Source organism: Bifidobacterium pseudolongum subsp. pseudolongum DSM 20099, assembly GCF_000771225.1.
GTDB lineage: Bacteria > Actinomycetota > Actinomycetes > Actinomycetales > Bifidobacteriaceae > Bifidobacterium > Bifidobacterium pseudolongum.
In genome coordinates, this window is record NZ_JDTZ01000002.1 from 194,958 (window position 1) to 212,286 (window position 17,329).

Annotated in this window: 14 protein-coding genes; 3 read left to right on the top strand and 11 right to left on the bottom strand. The window is 65.7% G+C overall.

Going from position 1 to position 17,329, the window contains the following annotated elements:
• Positions 1-32: 32 nt before the first annotated feature.
• The 4 genes from OU02_RS00885 to OU02_RS00900 form a co-directional block, all read right to left on the bottom strand.
• Positions 33-1,304: a deoxyguanosinetriphosphate triphosphohydrolase gene (locus OU02_RS00885; protein ID WP_033488338.1), complete on the bottom strand. Its 1,272-nt coding sequence runs from the start codon at positions 1,302-1,304 to the stop codon at positions 33-35.
• Between the two features lie 605 nt (positions 1,305-1,909).
• The gene (gene alr, locus OU02_RS00890) at positions 1,910-3,268 is read right to left on the bottom strand and encodes an alanine racemase (protein ID WP_033488339.1); all 1,359 of its coding nucleotides are present in this window, start codon (positions 3,266-3,268) and stop codon (positions 1,910-1,912) included.
• Between the two features lie 65 nt (positions 3,269-3,333).
• Positions 3,334-3,858, bottom strand: coding sequence for a GNAT family N-acetyltransferase (locus tag OU02_RS00895; protein ID WP_033488340.1), 525 nt, complete (start codon positions 3,856-3,858; stop codon positions 3,334-3,336).
• A 91-nt stretch (positions 3,859-3,949) separates the two neighbouring features.
• Positions 3,950-4,444, bottom strand: coding sequence for an S-ribosylhomocysteine lyase (locus OU02_RS00900; protein WP_033488341.1), 495 nt, complete (start codon positions 4,442-4,444; stop codon positions 3,950-3,952).
• A gap of 579 nt (positions 4,445-5,023) precedes the next feature.
• Between OU02_RS00900 and OU02_RS08015 the strand changes: the two genes are divergently transcribed.
• The 3 genes from OU02_RS08015 to OU02_RS00915 all read left to right on the top strand — a co-directional run bounded on the left by OU02_RS08015 (position 5,024) and on the right by OU02_RS00915 (position 9,395).
• Entirely contained in the window at positions 5,024-5,851 is an 828-nt protein-coding gene (locus OU02_RS08015; RefSeq protein WP_238551877.1) for an iron-containing alcohol dehydrogenase family protein, read from the top strand.
• Between the two features lie 64 nt (positions 5,852-5,915).
• The gene (recQ, locus tag OU02_RS00910) at positions 5,916-7,895 is read left to right on the top strand and encodes a DNA helicase RecQ (protein WP_080720449.1); all 1,980 of its coding nucleotides are present in this window, start codon (positions 5,916-5,918) and stop codon (positions 7,893-7,895) included.
• 72 nt (positions 7,896-7,967) lie between these two features.
• Positions 7,968-9,395 (top strand): glycoside hydrolase family 30 protein, encoded by a 1,428-nt coding sequence (locus tag OU02_RS00915; RefSeq protein ID WP_033488342.1) that lies wholly within the window; start codon positions 7,968-7,970, stop codon positions 9,393-9,395.
• On the opposite strand, the gene OU02_RS00920 is transcribed toward OU02_RS00915, so the two are convergent.
• The 7 genes from OU02_RS00920 to OU02_RS00950 form a co-directional block, all read right to left on the bottom strand.
• Entirely contained in the window at positions 9,392-10,585 is a 1,194-nt protein-coding gene (locus tag OU02_RS00920) for a cystathionine gamma-synthase (RefSeq protein WP_033488343.1), read from the bottom strand. The two genes, OU02_RS00915 and OU02_RS00920, sit on opposite strands and share 4 nt — an antisense overlap.
• Positions 10,586-10,619: 34 nt before the next feature.
• Positions 10,620-11,645: a pyridoxal-phosphate dependent enzyme gene (locus OU02_RS00925; protein ID WP_033488344.1), complete on the bottom strand. Its 1,026-nt coding sequence runs from the start codon at positions 11,643-11,645 to the stop codon at positions 10,620-10,622.
• Positions 11,646-12,051: 406 nt separating this feature from the next.
• Complete coding sequence (locus OU02_RS00930; protein ID WP_080720448.1) at positions 12,052-12,867, bottom strand: ABC transporter ATP-binding protein; 816 nt, start codon at positions 12,865-12,867, stop codon at positions 12,052-12,054.
• A complete protein-coding gene (locus tag OU02_RS00935; protein ID WP_033488537.1) occupies positions 12,864-13,676 on the bottom strand; it encodes an ABC transporter ATP-binding protein in 813 nt (270 codons plus the stop codon). Before OU02_RS00935 ends, OU02_RS00930 begins: the two co-directional genes overlap by 4 nt.
• The gene (locus OU02_RS00940) at positions 13,676-14,500 is read right to left on the bottom strand and encodes an ABC transporter permease (protein WP_052110232.1); all 825 of its coding nucleotides are present in this window, start codon (positions 14,498-14,500) and stop codon (positions 13,676-13,678) included. Before OU02_RS00940 ends, OU02_RS00935 begins: the two co-directional genes overlap by 1 nt.
• Before the next feature lie 91 nt (positions 14,501-14,591).
• Complete coding sequence (locus tag OU02_RS00945; protein WP_033488345.1) at positions 14,592-15,542, bottom strand: ABC transporter permease; 951 nt, start codon at positions 15,540-15,542, stop codon at positions 14,592-14,594.
• Positions 15,543-15,544: 2 nt separating this feature from the next.
• Complete coding sequence (locus OU02_RS00950; protein ID WP_033488346.1) at positions 15,545-17,209, bottom strand: ABC transporter substrate-binding protein; 1,665 nt, start codon at positions 17,207-17,209, stop codon at positions 15,545-15,547.
• Positions 17,210-17,329: the final 120 nt, after the last annotated feature.

The following is a 17,329-nucleotide window of genomic DNA, read 5'->3' on the forward strand; positions in this document are numbered from 1 at the left end:
ACAACGCCCACGGAGGCAGCCGCCCCTGCACGCTATGAGCACAGCAGTTCGTGCAGGGTCATGGCCGATCCGTCAGTCAAGCTCGCCACTTGGTCGACCGCCACACGCAGCCGTTCGCCGTCGCTTTCGGCATTCGCCCAATCCTCCCAGAACACCGGTTCGAGCGCGAGCGACGGCTGGGGCGCATCCGCCATCAGCACGTCGACCAGATCAGTGATGATCCGCTGCTCTTCACCATGCAACGGCGAATGTTCGCGCGGTTCCATCAAAAAGTGCACGGCGATGCCTTTGAGCGCCAGGATCTCGTAGCGCGTGTGCGGCGGCACCATCACGTTCGCGCGGTAGCGCACCAACGGCCCCGTGCCGTAGGTATCGCGTGTGGCGGCTTCCACGCTGTGCGCGAAGGTGCCGATCAGCGTGCTCGTCACGTTCTTGAGCTGTGCCAACGCATGCCGCGAGCCGTCGAAACGTTCGGGGAACGTGTGGCGGCGTTGCAGGCGACCAAAGGCGGCGAGCAGCTCGTCCGGGTCCCATTGCCGCCCATACCATGTCAGGACCTGCTCCACGACCGCGTCAAGCACGCGCGCGTCACGCAGTTGCGCCGGGTCGCATGCGCCGGTCGCGATCGCATCCTCCACGTCGTGCACACTGTAGGCGATGTCGTCGCTCAGGTCCATGATCTGGCATTCCATCGGCGTCGCCGTGCCGGACGCGCCCTGCCGCAGCCAACGGAACGCGGGTTCGTCGCTCGGATACACACCGAATTTGCGGCTGCGCTCCCCTTTCGGGTGGTCGTCGGCGTGCGCGTAGTCCCATGGATATTTGACGGAGGCGTCAAGACACGCGCGCGTCAGATTGACGCCTGCGGAACGGCCGTCGTGGAAGAACACCTTCGGTTCCAGGCGCGTCAGGATGCGCAGCGTCTGCGCGTTGCCTTCGAATCCGCCGATCGGCTCGGCGATCCGCGCGAGCGCGTGCTCACCATTGTGCCCGAACGGCGGGTGCCCCAAGTCGTGTGCTAGGCATGCGCAGTCCACCACGTCGGGGTCGCAGCCGAACATCTGCGCGATCTGCCGGCCGATTTGCGCCACTTCGAGTGTGTGGGTCAGGCGTGTGCGCGCGAAGTCGTCGGTGCCTGCCATGAGGATCTGGCTTTTCGCGCCGAGGCGGCGCAATGCCGACGAGTGGATCAGCCGCGCGCGGTCACGTTCGAACGCGGTGCGGTCGCCGGATTTGGGGTCCTCGGGCGCCCACCGTTCCTCATCATGCGCGCTGTAGTCACGGCGTGTGTCGTGCCCTGTCATGAGTATCACCTCTTCAACGGATGGTGGAAGAACGGGTTAACGGCGGGGTCCGCAGCCGGATGCCGTAGCGAACCGGAATTCAGTTTACGCGCCGTACGGTCCGCCCGGTAGTTGTTGCCGAAGTACGCGTGTATGCGGATCTCCTCAAGGTGGCTGGTAAGGATACCCTTGGGCTGGCTCCTGTGGATGGGTTTCGGCGGGTGCGATCGTCGATGTTGGCGAAGGCCAAGGCGATATACCGCGTAGGTTGTCCAGCCGGCCGAGCTGTTTTCGCCGTTTATGTCACCGTTTTCTCCGTTTGTGCCACTGTTTTCGACGTTATCGTCACTTTTTTGCCGGATTGATGACGATAACGGCGAAAACGGTGACGTAAACGGCGAAATCGCACAAAACAGGTGATTCCGGACAGTTGGCATGCCACAGGAGTCGCGAAAACCACTGCCGCCAAAGGATTCCGGACGATTACAGACGGCTGTCCTCCGGCTATGACGTCAACGGCAAACCAGCGCCATACTCAAGACATTCCACCCATGCGCATGCCTTGTGCCGGTAGAGCGATGCCGCAAATCACTCCTTGACGCACAGCCTAGCGCGCACGGGTGCCTCTACAGCAATGACCGGGGATCGAGGCGTGCCACGTCGTCCGGTGCCAGCACATCGTGCGCGTGCAGATACAGGCGCGGCACGCGGTTGCGCAGGCAGGTGAAGATCTCATAGCTGATCGTGTCGGCCGCGCGCGCCCAATCGTCGGCGGTCGGTTCGGCGGCCGTTTCGCCGGCGCCTGGGCCGAACAGGCGTACGGTGTCGCCGATGTGCACGCCGAGCTCCTGCGCGGAGCCGTGCAGGTCGATGATGAACTGGTCCATGCACACACGTCCGCTCACGCGCATGAGTTTGGGACCGTGCACCGTCTCGACGCGCAAGGGGCCGCCGGGTTTGTATTCGTGGCGCGCGCCCGCCTCGTCGAATCCGGAGGCGGAGCGGTGGATGCCGTCGGCGTACCCGACCGGCACGATCGCGACCGACGTGCGTTCGTCGGTCAGATAGACACGTCCGTACGACAGTCCGCTACCGGCGGGCACGTCTTTGACGGAGCTCAGCTGCGCCTGCAATGTCATGGCCGGAGTCAGCCCGTAGTCGCCCGGGGCGCCCATCGCCGGGTCCGCTTCATACCCGTACAGCGCGACTCCGGGGCGCACCAGGTCGTAATGGATCTGCGGGCGGGTGAGCGTGGCCGCTGTGTTCGCCAGATGGCGCACACGCGGATTGATGCCAGCGGCGCGCAGCTCGCTCGTGAATTGTTCGAACCGTTCGATCTGCATGTCGGTTTCGTGCACGAACCCGGCGTCCTGTGGCGCGTCGGCCACGGCAAGGTGGCTCCACTGCCCCACCACATCGAACACACCCTCGTCGATGAGCGGGCGCAGTGCGGCGATTGCGCGGGGCAATTGCTCGAGCGTGAAGCCGTTGCGCCCGAAGCCGGTGTCCACTTTGATGTGCACGCGGGCGGTCCGGCCGGTGGCGCGGGCTGCGGCGGCGATGTGCTCGACGGCGGTCAGGGTGGCCACGGACAGGTCGATGCCGTTGGCGATCAGTTCGTCGTATGGTGCGCACAGCGGATTGTTGACCCATGTGAGGATGCGCGCACGGTCCGGCCCGATGCCGGCGGCGCGCAACAGCAGCGCCTCGCGCGCCTGTGCCGTGCCGAGCCAGGTGGCGCCGCCGGCGAGCGCGGCGAGCGCGACCGGCACAAGCCCATGGCCGTAGGCATCCGCCTTGACCACGCCCATGACCTCGGTCCGCCCGCCGGATGCGCCGGCCACGCTCACCAGATGCCGCATGTTGTCTCGGATCGCGGCTAGGTCCACAATCGCCTGTGCGGGGTATGCGCGGAGGGCGGCGTGGTAGTTCGCTTCGCCTTGGGGGTTGGAAAACGGCCATTTTTCAACAGTATGCGCGCTCATAGGTGGTATTGTGCCTCAGCCGTGTGACGAATGGGATACGCGCGCCGCGGACTTTGCGCCGTGGTTCACCATTCGTGGCGCTGGTAGGCGATGCGTGTGGTGTCTTCGTCGCGGTCGATGAGCTGGATCAGCCCGCAACGCGCGAAACCGCTGGATTCGAGCACGTGCTGCATAGCCTTGTTGTTGGGATGGGTGTCCACACGCACATTGCCGTAGTGCTTGAGCGCCCATTCGATGCAGTCGCGCGCGGCGTGGCGCACCAGACCGGACGAGGCGATGCGGTGGATCGTCACGTACGCGTCGTCGTCGAGCCATGCGCCTTCGATCGACCCATAGGTCGGGTCGAGTCCGGGGCAGACGGCGAATTGCGCGAGGATGCGCTCGTGGCCGCCCGCATCGTCCACGAGCAGGATCGTACGGTGGTTGGCGATGTCGTCGCGCACCACTTCGGGGCGTGGGAAGGTGTTGCCCCATTGCGTCGGGTTGCCGTTGCGCGCCATGAGCTCACGGGCGTGCGCGTAGATGCGCTCCATCTGCGGGTAGTCCTGCATGGTGGCGTGGCGGAAGCGGCGCGATGGGGCATTCGACATCTGTACTCCTCGACGATTGCGGCGGACGGTTGCATATATGCGTAGTTATACATATATACGCATATATGCGTACATCGCCCATGGCATCAGCTCAGACGACCTTGCGCTCGAAGGCATCGGAGCTAATGCCCTTGTCCAGGATGTCTTTGGCCCATTCCTTCGCGGTGAACAGGCTATGGTCGCGGTAGTTGCCGCAGCTTTCTACCGTGGTGGCCGGCACGTCGCCCCACTCGGCCTCGAACGCGATGAACTCCAACGATTCCTTGAGCGCCTTCGCCACGTCCTCGGGCGAATGCTCCCCCCATGTGATCAGATGGAAACCAGTGCGGCACCCGAACGGCGAGCAGTCGATGTAGCCGGGGATGCGCTCGCGCAGCAGCACGGCGATCGTGTGCTCAATCGTGTGCAGGCCCGCCGTGGGGATCGCGTTCTCGTTCGGCTGCACAAGGCGCAGGTCGTAGTTCGAAATCACATCGCCGTTGGGGCCGGTCTGCGTGTCGATGAACCGCACATACGGGGCCTTGACCTTGGTGTGGTCGAGTTCGAAGCTTTCCGGGCGCGGCTTGCTGGTCTGTTCTTCCGTCATGGCTCATCCTTTGCTGCTGGGCGGCGCGCGTTGCACCGGATTCCCACTCTACTCCGCCGTCCGCGCGCCACCCAGTGCCGCACGGCGTCGGCTTGGTCGTCAGATTCGGCGCCACGCCTGGGCGGATCATCGAGGCGATGCGCACGCTCGAGACGCTCGTATGACTGCCCAGTGAGACAGAGTGTTCGCCAACAGTGAAGCAATAGTACACTGGCCGACAATGTGGCCGGTCGCGCGCATGCTCCTTTGAGGCGATCAGCAGGCGGCTGGCCCATACCAGTCGCCTGCATGTCTTATCAAAGGAGCTTCACGGTATGGCAACGTTCAACCGCGTCACCGACGTCCACCCCGGCCCCAACCGCTACATCAGCGAACCTGGATCCGCCAAGAACATCGAACGCTACCTCGAGGATTACGCGCACCCGGTCATCGTGACCGGCGAACTGTCCGCCCAGGCGTTCCTCGACTACACCGGCGCGGACGGGTTCTTCGCCCCGGCGTTGCGCTACGACCGTTCGGCGACGGAGCGCAACGCGCGCGAACTCGCCGAGCAGGCGCGCGCTCGACGCCGATGCGATCGTGGCGATCGGCGCGGGCAAGCTCGCCGACACCGCCAAGAACGTGGCCGAACTGCTCAACGTGGATTTGGTCATGGTGCCGACGCTCGCCTGCGCGTGCGCCGCATACACGCCGTTCTCGGTGAACTACGACGACGAGCACCGCTATGTGGGCTCGCCGCTGCACGGCCGCAACAGTGTGGCGATGATTGTCGATTCCGCGCTCATCTCGCGCGCGCCCGCCGAGAAGATGGTGGGCGGCATCGGCGACACAATCGCCAAGTGGTACGAATGCGCGCCGGTGCTCGAACGCGCCAACGACCTGAGCGCCTTCGACCAGCTCGCCTACCAGTCCGCGCGCCTGATCCACGACATCCTGCTCGAGCACAGCGAAGACGCCCTCAAGGCCTTGCGCGCCGGCGACTACGACAACGAGCAGGTGCGTCTGCTCATCGACACGATCATCGGACTGGCCGGCACCATCGGCGGCCTTGGCTGCGAGCGCGCCCGCGTGTCGGGCGCCCACGCCCTGCACAACGGCCTGACGCAGGTGCCGGGTTCCGCCGCCACGATGCACGGCGACAAGGTGGCGTACGGCGTGCTCGTGCAGCTCGTGGCCGAGGGCAAGGAAGCCGAAGCACGCCAGCTGCTCGCCTATTACGACAGCGTTGGCCTGCCCCACTCCTGGAAGCAGATGAACATCGAGTTCACCGACGAGAACCTGTGGACGGTGGCCGAATACACGACGCAGCCGGATTCCACATTCCTGTCCGCCGTGCCGAACGCCACGCCGCAGATGCTCGTCGATGCCATGCGTGTGGTGGAGGAGTTCCCGGCCGAGGCCGCCTGACGCCCGGACACGCCCCAACGCCGCCCCTACCACCAATGGGGCGGCGTTGGTACACTGGGCGCCTATGACAGGATTCGAAGCGCACGCACACACCAGCCAGCCCAGCGCCGCCCACTACGGGTCGCAGGCGGCGCTGGCGGCACTGCGCGAGCACTTCGGCTATGCATCGTTCCGCCCCGGTCAGTCCGAACTCATCGAGGCGATCGCCTCCAACCGCGATGTGCTGGGTGTCATGCCCACGGGCTCGGGCAAATCCGTGTGCTACCAGATTCCCGCGCTGCTGCTCCACGGCATCACGATCGTCATCTCCCCACTCATCTCGCTGATGCGTGACCAAGTGGACGGCGCGAACGAGATTGGCATCCCCGCCGCATTCATCAACACCACGCAGACCGTGGACGAACAGGAGCACGTGCTCGACGCCGCCTATGCCGGCAAGGTGAAGCTGCTCTACGTGGCCCCCGAACGTTTGGAGACGCCACGCTTCCGCAATTTCGCGGCGCGCGCTGACATCGCGTTGATCGCGGTGGACGAAGCGCACTGTGTTTCGCAATGGGGCCAGGACTTCCGCTCGTCGTATCTGGGCATCGGCGAATTCATCGCCGCGCTGCCCGACCGCCCCACCGTGGCGGCGTTCACCGCCACCGCGACCGAACGCGTGCGCCGCGACATCGTGCAATTGCTGGGCTTGCGCAACCCGCTCGTGCTCGTCACGGGCTTCGACCGCACGAACCTGTATTTCGACATGCTCAAACTCAACACGCGCGAGAAAGCGAACTGGATCGCGGATTACGTGGCCGAGCATGCGGACGAATCGGGCATCGTGTACTGCGCCACACGCAAAGAGACCGAGGCACTCGCACAGACGCTCAACACGCTCGTGCCGCAATTACGCGCGGCGCGCGGCGCGGGCAGTGCGCCGGGCGACGTGGCGGTGGCCTACCACGGCGGCATGCCCTCGCCCATGCGCGAACAGGCGCAGCGTGATTTCGTGACCGACCGCACACCTGTTGTGGTGGCCACGAACGCGTTCGGCATGGGCATCGACAAGTCGAATGTGCGTTTTGTGATCCACCACAACATGCCCGAAAGCATCGAATCGTACTATCAGGAGGCCGGCCGTGCGGGCCGCGACGGCGAGCCAAGCCGTTGCACGCTGCTGTGGAACGAGTCGGACATCGTCACACGGCGCCGGCTGCTCGACATGGGCGGCCCCAACGAACGCCTCACCGCGGCCGAACAGGACCTGGTACGCCGGTCCAAACGGCAGCTGCTCGACGGCATGATCGGCTACTGCCGCACCACCGAATGCCTGCACCGCTACATGACGCGCTATTTCGGCGAACACGACACCACAGACACGGCCCAGTGCGCCGGCGGCTGCGTGAACTGCGCAAGCACCTTCGCCACCGTGGACGTGACGCCGGTCGCGCGCGCAATCAGCATGTGCGTGCACGACCTGGACCAGCATTTCGGCATGGGCAAAATCGTGGCGGTGCTGCGCGGCTCGAAAGCGCAGGACGTGCTGGCACGCGGCTTCGATACGCTGCCCACCTACGCCACGCTGGAAGGCACGCCGGAAGCACAGATCCGCGACGTGCTCAACCAGATGGTGGCGGATGGGTTCCTGTACATCGGCGAAGGCCGGCTGCCGCTTGTGCAGTTCGGCCCGCGCGCCGCCGAGACCGCTCGCCCCACGTTCCATTACGAGATCAAGAAAACGGAGCGCAAATCCGCGCGCACCGCCCAACGCGACCAGCACGCGACATACGGCACAAGCGGCGCCGGAAGCCCGGTCGGCTCGTTCACGCCCAGCAGCGACGGCGAGGCGCTGTTCGAGCGCCTGCGTGCACTGCGCCTGGAGATCGCGCGCGACATCGGCAAACCGCCGTACATCGTGTTTTCCGACAAAGCGCTGCGCGACATGGCGCAGCGCCGCCCGCGCACCAACGAGGAGTTCCTGGAGGTCAACGGCGTGGGCGCCAACAAGCTCGAACGCTACGGCGCGCGCTTCCTTGCGGCGATCAACGAGTTCTCCAACTGACCTCACCTCCCACGCCACTGGGCGCTCGGCGCAATCCGCACGCGGGTGTTCCGCCCGCGCTACAGTGGCCCCATGCGCATGTTTACCACGTATGCGAACGCCCACGACACGGGACTTGAGGCCGCCCTGCGCCCCGTGGACCTTCGGGCTGCCCCCGGCACACAGACGACCGCCGCCACACTGGCCCTCGACCCGGCGCTCCCCCGCCAGCACATCGACGGGTTCGGCGCCTCGATCACACAGGCCACGAGCTACCTGTGGCACAACGCCATGCGCCACCCACACCGCGTGTTGCGCGACCTGTTCAGCGTGACCGAGGGCATTGGCATCTCGATGCTGCGCCAACCGGTCGGCCCCTCCGACCATGTGACGCGCCCGTACCGCTTCATGCGCCGGCGCCCCGACCGGCATCTGCGCACCCTCGACTTCACGCCCGAGGAATATACGATCCTGCCGATGGTCAAAGCCGCGCAGGCGGTGCGCGCGCAATCCATGGGGACAGCCGCGTGCTCCCCCGACCTCAACATCATCGTCAGCCCGTGGAGTGCACCATGGTGGATGAAGACGAACTTCAGTGCACTCGGCAAACGCCCCCTGACGCGCCTGACCGGCTGGCTGCGCCCCGCCGCCTACCCCGTGTACGCCGAATATCTGGCACGGTTCATCGAAGTCTACCGTCGCCACGGCCTGCATATCTTCGGCGTCACACCCACGAACGAACCCGACTACCCGCAGTCCCGCTGGCCGTCGATGGCGATGAGCCCGGCCCAGCAGGCACGGTTCATCGCGCGGTTCCTGGCGCCGCGCCTGCGCGCGCATGGGCTCGGCGACGTGCGCATCATGTGCTGGGACCACAACTATTCGACCGACCACTACCCCGACGGGCGTTTTGTGCGCGAACTGTATATGCACCCGCGCGCGTTCGCCGCCACGGCCGGCTCGGCATGGCATTACTACGGCGGTGCCGCGCGCACGATGAGCGACATCCACCGCCGCTGGCCCACAAAAGGCATCTGGGTCACCGAAGCCTCCGGTGGCGACTGGGGGCCGCGCAACTGGGACGACGCACTGATCACGATGGGTGCGCGCGTCATCTCGATGATGAACAACTGGGCGCAGTCCGCCGTGCTGTGGAACATCGCGCTTGACACGCGCGGAGGCCCCGATTACTACTACCTGCGCAACGACCACACGCATTCGAGCAACCGCGGCCTGCTGACCGTGGACCGGCGCACCGGCGAGACCACGCGCAACGCCGACTATTACGCGCTCGGGCATTTCTCGGCATTCGTGCCGATCGGCTCGCACTGCATCACCAGTCGGTTGCGCACGGCACCACGGCTCCATGCCGCTGCGTTCGCCACGCCGGACGGCGCGATTGCCGCAGTGCTATGCAATGAGCGCACAGACCCGGCCACACTGCGCGTCGACGTGCGCGGACGGGATTCGCAGACGCTCGTGCTGCCGGCGCGCTCGTTGACGACGGTGGTGTTCGACTAACCGGCCACTGCGGCGAAGGCTTGCTCAAGGTCGCCGATGAGGTCGTCCACATCTTCGATGCCGACCGAGAGCCGCACCAGGTTGGCCGGCACTTCGAGCGTGGTGCCGGCGACCGACATGTGCGTCATGGCCGCGGGCACTTCGATCAGCGACTCGACGCCGCCCAGCGATTCCGCAAGCGTGAAGATCTGCGTGGCGGCGGCGAACCGGCGCGCGGCCTCGGCTCCCCCGCTCAACTGCACCGAGATCATGCCGCCGAAGCCGCCATGCATCTGACGTGCGGCGATCTCATGGCCCGGGTGTGATGCGAGGCCCGGGTACCAGACGCGTTCCACACCGCTGTGGTCTTCGAGCCAGTGGGCGATCGTCATCGCGTTCTCGCTGTGGCGCAGCACACGCAGTTCGAGAGTCTTCAACCCGCGCATGTCGAGCCATGCGTCGAATGGCGACGGCACCGCGCCCGCGGAGTTCTGTACAAACGCGATCTGGTCGCGCATGGCTTCGTCGTTGACCACCACAGCGCCACCGACCACATCGGAGTGCCCGCCGATGTACTTCGTCGTCGAATAGACCACGGCGTCGGCGCCGTCGGCAAGCGGATGCTGCAGGATCGGCGAGGCGAAGGTGTTGTCCACCACCACTTTCGTGCCGTACTGGTGCGCGAGCGCAGATGTGGCGGCGATGTCGGTGATGTTGAGCAGCGGGTTCGACGGCGTTTCCACCCACAGGTACGCGTAATCCTTGGCGGCGAGCGCGGCGCTCACCTGGGCCGGGTCGGTGATGTCCACCACGTCGAGCCCGATGCCCCATGGCACGAACACTTTGGCGAGCAGACGGTAGGTGCCGCCGTACACGTCGTTGCCGATGAGCACATTGTCTCCGGGGCGCAGGGTGGCACGCAGGAGCACGTCGATCGCCGCAAGCCCGGAGGCGAAGCTCATCGCGTAGGCGCCGCCTTCGACGGCCGCGAGCTGCTCATCGAACGCGGTGCGGGTGGGATTGCCCGACCGGCTGTAATCGTAGCCGTGGCGCAGCTCGCCCACGCCGTCCTGTTTGAATGTGGATGTCATGAAGATCGGGGTGACGACCGCGCCGGTGGCGGGGTCGGGTGTCTGGCCGGCGTGGATGGCGCGTGTGGCCACGCCCAAGGTGGTGGTATCGTGCAGGATCTCGTGTGTGTTTGTGCTCATTGGTATGTCTCCGTATGTGTGGTTGGGTGGGTGTTCAGGCCATGACTTCGGCGAGCGCCGCGTCGAGGATCGAGGGGCGGCTTGTGGCGGCCACCACGTCGGCGAAGCCGTTGTCGATCATCCAGTCGTCGTTGAAGATCTTCTCAAGGTAGCTGCGGCCGGAATCCGGCAGCAGCACCACGACCGTCTGCGATGCGTCGAGGTCGTGCTTCTTCGCGTAGGCCACGGCGGCGGCCACCGCCATGCCGCTCGAGCCGCCGACGAGCAGGCCCTCTTCGCCGGCGAGCCGGCGCGTCATCAGGTAGGCTTCGGCGTCGGTCACCTGTTCGATTGCATCGGCGATCGTCTGGTCGTAGGCGGCCGGGTAGAAGTCCTCGCCCACGCCTTCGATGCTGTAGCCGTGCACGTTGGTCGGGTCGGAGTAGATCGAGCCTTCGGGGTCGGCACCCACGACCGTCACGGCGCCGTTGGACGCTTCCTTGAGGTAGCGGCCGGTGCCCGAGATGGTGCCGCCGGTGCCGATGCCGGCCACGAAATGCGTGATCTGGCCCGCGGTCGCTTCCCAGATCTCCGGGCCGGTCGTCTCGTAGTGGCTCAGCGGGCCGTTCGGGTTGCTGTATTGATTGGGCTTGAAGGCGCCGGGGATCGTCTCGGCCAAGCGGTCGGACACTCGGTAGTACGAGCGCGGGTCATCGGGTTCCACGTCGGTGGGGGTCACCACGACCTCCGCTCCGTAGGCGCGCAGTACGGCGCGCTTGGTCTCGTTCACCTTGTCGGGCACCACGAAGACCGTACGGTAGCCGCGCTGCTGGGCCACCATGGCGAGCCCCACGCCGGTGTTGCCGGACGTCGGCTCTACGATCACACCGCCGGTCTTGAGTTTGCCTTCGCGTTCGGCGGCGTCGATGATGCGTGCGGCGATGCGGTCCTTGGACGATCCGCCGGGATTGAAGTACTCCACCTTGACGGCGATGGTGGCTTTGACGCCTTCGGTCACATGGTTGAGCTTGATGAGCGGGGTGTTGCCGATGAGTTCGGAAAGCGAGTTGTGGATTGCCATGGGTCTGTTCCTTGCGTAGTTGGTGGTCGGTTGATTCGTACGGGGGTTGTGCATAAGACGGCCCCGCGTGAATCGCGCGTTCAAACCATGGCGAGAGATGGAGATGTGGCGTTGCCCACGGGTATGCCACCGTAGGTTCCGGCAATCCGGTGTGGTTGAAAAAATCGGGCAGAGCTGCAGCCACACATGTGTTCATGGGTGTGGGCGGCGTCGGGGCCCTGAAGAATCAGACCGGTACCATCTCAAGTTATGCGTCGAAGACCGCGCGCTGTGGGGCGTGTGGTTAGCGACAACAACAACATGAGAGATACATCATGTGCCATACCGTATCCACGCCACCCCGACAACCACGGCGTCATGCCCACATAATGGACATTCGGTTATCGCGAGCCGGCCATAGCGGCCGTCACAGTGTGGCCGCTTCGATGAGCGCTTTCGTATAATCCTCCCGCGGTGTTTCCAGAATCTGCCGCACCGTGCCGCGCTCCACCACACGCCCATCGTGCAGCACGAGCACGCGGTCGGCGATGTGCTGCACCACACCCAGATCGTGCGAAACGAACAGCATGGCCATGCGCGGGTTGCGCGCGCGGATCGCCGCGAACGCGTCGAGGATCTGCACGCGCGCGGCCACATCGATCGCGCTCATCGCCTCGTCGGCGAGCAGCACGCTCGGCCCGGTCACGATCGCGCGCGCGATCGCCACACGCTGCGCCTGCCCTCCCGAGAGGTCCATCGGGTAACGCCGCATGATCTCATCCGGCTCGAGCGACACGAGCGTGAGCGCCTCACGCACCCGGCGCTCGCACGTCTCGTCGTCGATATGCCGGTCGCGCAAACGCAGCGGTTCGGCGACCGAACGGAACGCCGTCCACCGCGGGTCGAGTGATTCGAAGGGGTTCTGGTAGACGATGCCTGATTCGTCGCGCAACACGCGCAGTTGCGGCGCGCCGGCGCGACCCTCGATCGACGCGCCTCGGTAGCGCACATCGCCGCCGTCCGGCGTCTCCAAGCCCAGCAGAATGCGCGTGAGCGTCGATTTGCCCGATCCCGAGGCGCCGATGATCGCCACGCACTGCCCCGCCGGCACGCTGATGTCGACGTCGAACAGCACTTGGTGCCGTGCGCGCGCCGGGCCGAAAACCTTGCATACACGCTCGCCCTGGAGCAGCATGTCCGTCTGTTCCGCCTGCGTCAGTGCGCCTGTCGCTGCATCTGTCATTGCGCCCGCTCCCCTCGTGTGCCGCCGCCTTCGCCTTCCGCTCCGTGCAGCGTCAGTTCGCGCGCGGCCATCACGAGGCGCGCGCCCTGCGGTGTGCTCGGCTCGGTGAGCACACGCCGCGTGCGCCCCTGCTCCACAATCGTGCCGTGGTCCAGCACGTAGCAGTACTGCGTGGCGTGCGCGAGCACCGAAAAGTCGTGTGTGATGAACAGCATCGCCGCGCCGGCCTCGTCCACGAGCGAGACGAGCAGTTCCACGATCTGCCGTTGCGTCATCGAGTCGAGCGCCGTCGTCGGCTCGTCGGCGATGATCAGGCGCGGCGACGTGATCAGCGCGGTGGCGATGCCGACGCGCTGCTGCTGCCCGCCGGACAGCTCATGCGGGTGCCGCCCGATCAGGGACTCGTCGAGCCCCACTTTGCGCATCATCGCCAGCACGCGCGCCTGGCGGTCTTCGGCGGTCAGGTCGTAGTGCAGTTCGAGTGGCAGCGCGATCTGCCTGCCCACCGTGAGCAGCGGGTTGAGCGAGGCGCCGGGATTCTGGAACACCATGCCGATCGCCGCGCCGCGCAGGGCCGCCAGGTCGCGGTCCTGCATGCCGACGATCTGCTCGCCGTTCACATCGATTGATCCGCTGACCGTGGCTTCAACGGGCAACAGGCCCATCATCGCGCGCGCGATCATCGATTTGCCTGAGCCCGACGAGCCGATCAGGCCGACACGCTGGCCGTCGCGCACGTCGATATGCACATCGGAGACAATTGGCGCGCCGCCGATGCGAATTGTGAGGCGGTTGATCGAAACGCCCATCATGCACCTCGCAATCGTGGATTGATGAGTGGGTCGGAGGCGTCGCGCAGCGCGTCTCCGAACAGGTTGAGCGCCACCACCACAATGGTGACGAGCAGGCCCGGCCACAGCACGGTGAGCGGGTAGATGTTGATGAACCGCACCGATGTGCTCAGCGAATGCCCCCAGCTCGGCACGCCGGACGGCACGCCGACGCCCAGATATGTCAGGCCGGCTTCGGCGAGCACGGCCGTGCCTGCCGAGAGCGAGCACTGCACGATGAGCACGGGCATGATATTCGGCACGATGTGCGTGAAGAACACGCGGGGGGCGGAGGCGCCGTTGGCGAGCGCCGACTCCACGTACATGCTGTGCGCGGCGAGTAATGCCTGAGGGCGTGCCACACGCGCCAGGTTGAGGCCGTAGCCGAAGCCGCACGCGAGCACGATGACCGCCACGGACGCGCCCATCGGCACGGCGAGCATGAGCGCGATCAGCACGGTGGGGATCGAGATCAGCGCGTCGATCGCCACGACCGAGCCATGTGCGAGCGCGGAATGGCGCGAGACCATCATCGCGACGAGCAGCAGGCCGAACGCCGCAGCGAAAGCCACGGTGAGCAGCACGATGAGCAGATTGGTGCGCGAGCCGGCCATGAGCCAGCTGAACAGGTCGGCGCCGGTGCCGTCGGTGCCGAGCCAATGGGCGCGCGAGGGCGCGGACCAGACGTGATAGCCGTCGGTCTTCCACAGTGACTGCGGGGTCCAGAACAGCGAGACCACCGAAATGAGTGCCCAAAGGCCGAGCACGATGAGCGCGAACCGGCCGGTGCCGTGGCTCCACATCGTACTGAGCACAATGCACACACGGCGCCAGCCGTGCACGCCGCGTGCGTCGGTGCGCACGCGTGGGGTGGATACGGGTGAATCTGGCATATCAATCTCCCAACCGCGGGTCGAGTGCGCGGTGCGCGATGTCGACGAGCAGGCCGATGACGAGGAAGAACGCGGCGAGCATGAACAGTTCGCTCTGCACGGCGATGAGGTCGCGGTGTCCCAAGTCGTCGACGAGACCGCTGCCGATGCCGGGCAACGCAAACAGGTTCTCGATCACCATCACGCCGGTGATCATCTCGGCGAAGGTCAGGCCGATCACCGAGACGAGCTGCGGCATGGCGAGCCGCAAGCCCACGCGCGTCAACGCCTGCTGGCGCGTCATGCCGCATGCCATGGCCATCTCGATTGTGCCGGTGGACGCCACGGACTGCAGGGCGGAACGCGTGTAGCGCATCATCGATGCACCCACGATCACGCCCACGGTCAACGCAGGCAGCACGAGCGAGGCGAGCGCACGGCCGGGGTCGGCCCAGCCCGCCTGCGGGAAGCCCGACGCGGGCAGGATGGGGATCAACCCCGATCCTCGCGCGAACAGCAGGATGAGGATCAGGCCACCCCACAGGGCCGGCACGGCGCCACCCACAATGGCCACACCCTGGTAGACGGCGCGGGCGCGCGGGGAACGCGCGAGCACGGCGGCACACCCAGTGGGTATGCCGATCGCAAGCGCGATGATAAGGCCCAGAATGATGAGCGGAAAGGTGATGGCGGCACGGGCGCCGACGAGGGCGGCCACGGGTTGTCCGGTGAGCATGGCGGTGCCGAAGTCGCCACGCACCAAGCCGGCGATCCACGCGCCGTACTGCACGATCAGCGGGCGGTCGAGGCCCATCTGCGCGCGCAGCGCCTCCACGCGTTCGGGCGGCGAGTTGAGGCCGGCCATGATGGTAGCGATGTCGCCGGGCAGCACGCGCAACGCCAGGAAGATCACCACAGAGATGGCGAAGAGCGCCACAACAAACAGCAGCAGCCGGCGTGCAAGGTAGTTCATGGTCACTTGGTGGCAGCCGGTGTATAGCTGAGTTCGGCCAGCGGCATCAGCGTCTGGTTCATGTTCACGGGGAACCCGCTCACACCTTTGTCCATCGCCGTGGTCACGCGGTAGTTGAACAGCCAGTCGGCGGCGGCGTCCTGCGAGACGATGCGCGCGGCCTGCGCGAGCAGCTCGTCGCGCTTGGCGTCGTCGGTGGAGCCAAGCGCATCATCGGTGAGTTCCGCCACCTTGGGGTTGTTGTAGTTGTAGTAGTAGTCCGCGTTCGACCATTGCGTGAAGTCGTGGCTTTCGTTGTGGTCGACGAGCGAAAGGTCGTAGTCCTTGTCGGTGTACACGTCCTGCAGCCATGTGGAGAACTCGACGACGTTCACCTTGAGGTCGATGTTCACGGCCTTGAGTTGGCTGCGCAACTGGTCGCCGATGTCGGTGCCGTAGGTGTTGGCGTAGGTGAGCGTGAGCTTGAGCGGATGCTCCTTGGTGTAGCCGGCCTCTGTGAGCAGCGCCTTCGCCTTCTCCACGTTGTGCGGGTACAGGCCCGTGAGATCCTCATAGCCTGGGTCGAGCGATGGGATCGGGCCACCGAGCGCCTTGTCAGTGCCGCCGCGCGCGGCGATGAGCTGGTCATGGTCGATCGCGTAGCGGATCGCCTCACGCACGCGCTTGTCACCTGTGGGCTTGCCTGCGGCGTTGTTCATGCCCAGCACGTATTTGTCGGTGCCGTCGCCGGCTTCCACCGTGTAGTGCGCCGGGTCGTCTTCGAACGGCTTGGCGAGCGATGCGGTGATTGGGGCGAGCACCTGCACCTCGTTGGATTTGAGCGCGTTCACGGCGGCGTTGTCGTCGGCGAAGTACTTCACCACGACCGTGGGAGTCTTGGGCTGGGCGCCCCAGTACTTCGGGTTGGCCTTCAGGGTGATCGAGCTGTTCGGGGTGAACTGTTCCACCACGTACGGCCCCGAGCCCACCGCCTGCGTCTTCGCCACATACTTCGCGTCCTTGTCGAACACGAGTCCGGCACGGCCCGTCAGCGCCCACAGCAGGTTGGCGTAGGGCTTGGTCAGTTCGATCACCACGGTGTCGCTGTTCGGCGCACTCACCGACTTGAAGTTCTTCAGTGCGTCGGCGTCGTGGTATTGTTTGCTTTCGAGCTCGTTGATCGACCACACCACGTCTTCGGCGGTCAACGGATCGCCGTTCGAGAACGTGAGTCCTGTGTTGAGATGGAACGTGTACTTCAGGCCGTCAGCGCTCACATCCCAGCTTTTCGCGAGCGCCGGCCCCACCTTGTTCTCGCTGCTGCGGGCCACAAGGCCTTCGTACACGTTGCCGATGAGCACCTGGTCGAGCGCGGAGCCGGCCGTGTTGCGAATGTCGAGGTTGGTGGGGGCGAGTTTGAGCCCGATCGCCACGGTGTCCGCGGCGCCGCTGGACTGCGTCTGGTCCGCCTTGCGGGTCCACGGGTGCCACAGCCCCACGATGAGCGCCACGGCGATCACGATCACGGCCACAATGGCCCATACGGAACGTCGTGGCCCGCCGCCCGGCCGTTTGGCGTGCGCCTGGAGCGAGGCGTCGGTGCTGAATGCGGTGTCTTGCTGGTTGGTGTGCCCTTCGGTCGCGCCGGACTCGCCGTGCGCGCCATTGGCTCCATTCGTTGCTGTCATGGAATCCTCAATGGTTGGTTGCATGCGGGCTTGCCGCCCGCGCTTCTTGACTTCTGCTTGTTGCGTATGGTTGACCGCCCCAGCCGGGGTCGGCCACCTCCCGCTATTGTAGAGGGGCGT

What these genes read in the sequence shown, in the direction of transcription:
- OU02_RS00885 (WP_033488338.1), bottom strand. Translation starts at nt 1,304, where the DNA reads ATGACAGGGCACGACACACGCCGTGACTACAGCGCGCATGATGAGGAA.
- alr (WP_033488339.1), bottom strand. Translation starts at nt 3,268, where the DNA reads ATGAGCGCGCATACTGTTGAAAAATGGCCGTTTTCCAACCCCCAAGGC.
- OU02_RS00895 (WP_033488340.1), bottom strand. Translation starts at nt 3,858, where the DNA reads ATGTCGAATGCCCCATCGCGCCGCTTCCGCCACGCCACCATGCAGGAC.
- OU02_RS00900 (WP_033488341.1), bottom strand. Translation starts at nt 4,444, where the DNA reads ATGACGGAAGAACAGACCAGCAAGCCGCGCCCGGAAAGCTTCGAACTC.
- recQ (WP_080720449.1), top strand. Translation starts at nt 5,916, where the DNA reads ATGACAGGATTCGAAGCGCACGCACACACCAGCCAGCCCAGCGCCGCC.
- OU02_RS00915 (WP_033488342.1), top strand. Translation starts at nt 7,968, where the DNA reads ATGCGCATGTTTACCACGTATGCGAACGCCCACGACACGGGACTTGAG.
- OU02_RS00920 (WP_033488343.1), bottom strand. Translation starts at nt 10,585, where the DNA reads ATGAGCACAAACACACACGAGATCCTGCACGATACCACCACCTTGGGC.
- OU02_RS00925 (WP_033488344.1), bottom strand. Translation starts at nt 11,645, where the DNA reads ATGGCAATCCACAACTCGCTTTCCGAACTCATCGGCAACACCCCGCTC.
- OU02_RS00930 (WP_080720448.1), bottom strand. Translation starts at nt 12,867, where the DNA reads ATGACAGATGCAGCGACAGGCGCACTGACGCAGGCGGAACAGACGGAC.
- OU02_RS00935 (WP_033488537.1), bottom strand. Translation starts at nt 13,676, where the DNA reads ATGGGCGTTTCGATCAACCGCCTCACAATTCGCATCGGCGGCGCGCCA.
- OU02_RS00940 (WP_052110232.1), bottom strand. Translation starts at nt 14,500, where the DNA reads ATGTGGAGCCACGGCACCGGCCGGTTCGCGCTCATCGTGCTCGGCCTT.
- OU02_RS00945 (WP_033488345.1), bottom strand. Translation starts at nt 15,542, where the DNA reads ATGAACTACCTTGCACGCCGGCTGCTGCTGTTTGTTGTGGCGCTCTTC.
- OU02_RS00950 (WP_033488346.1), bottom strand. Translation starts at nt 17,209, where the DNA reads ATGACAGCAACGAATGGAGCCAATGGCGCGCACGGCGAGTCCGGCGCG.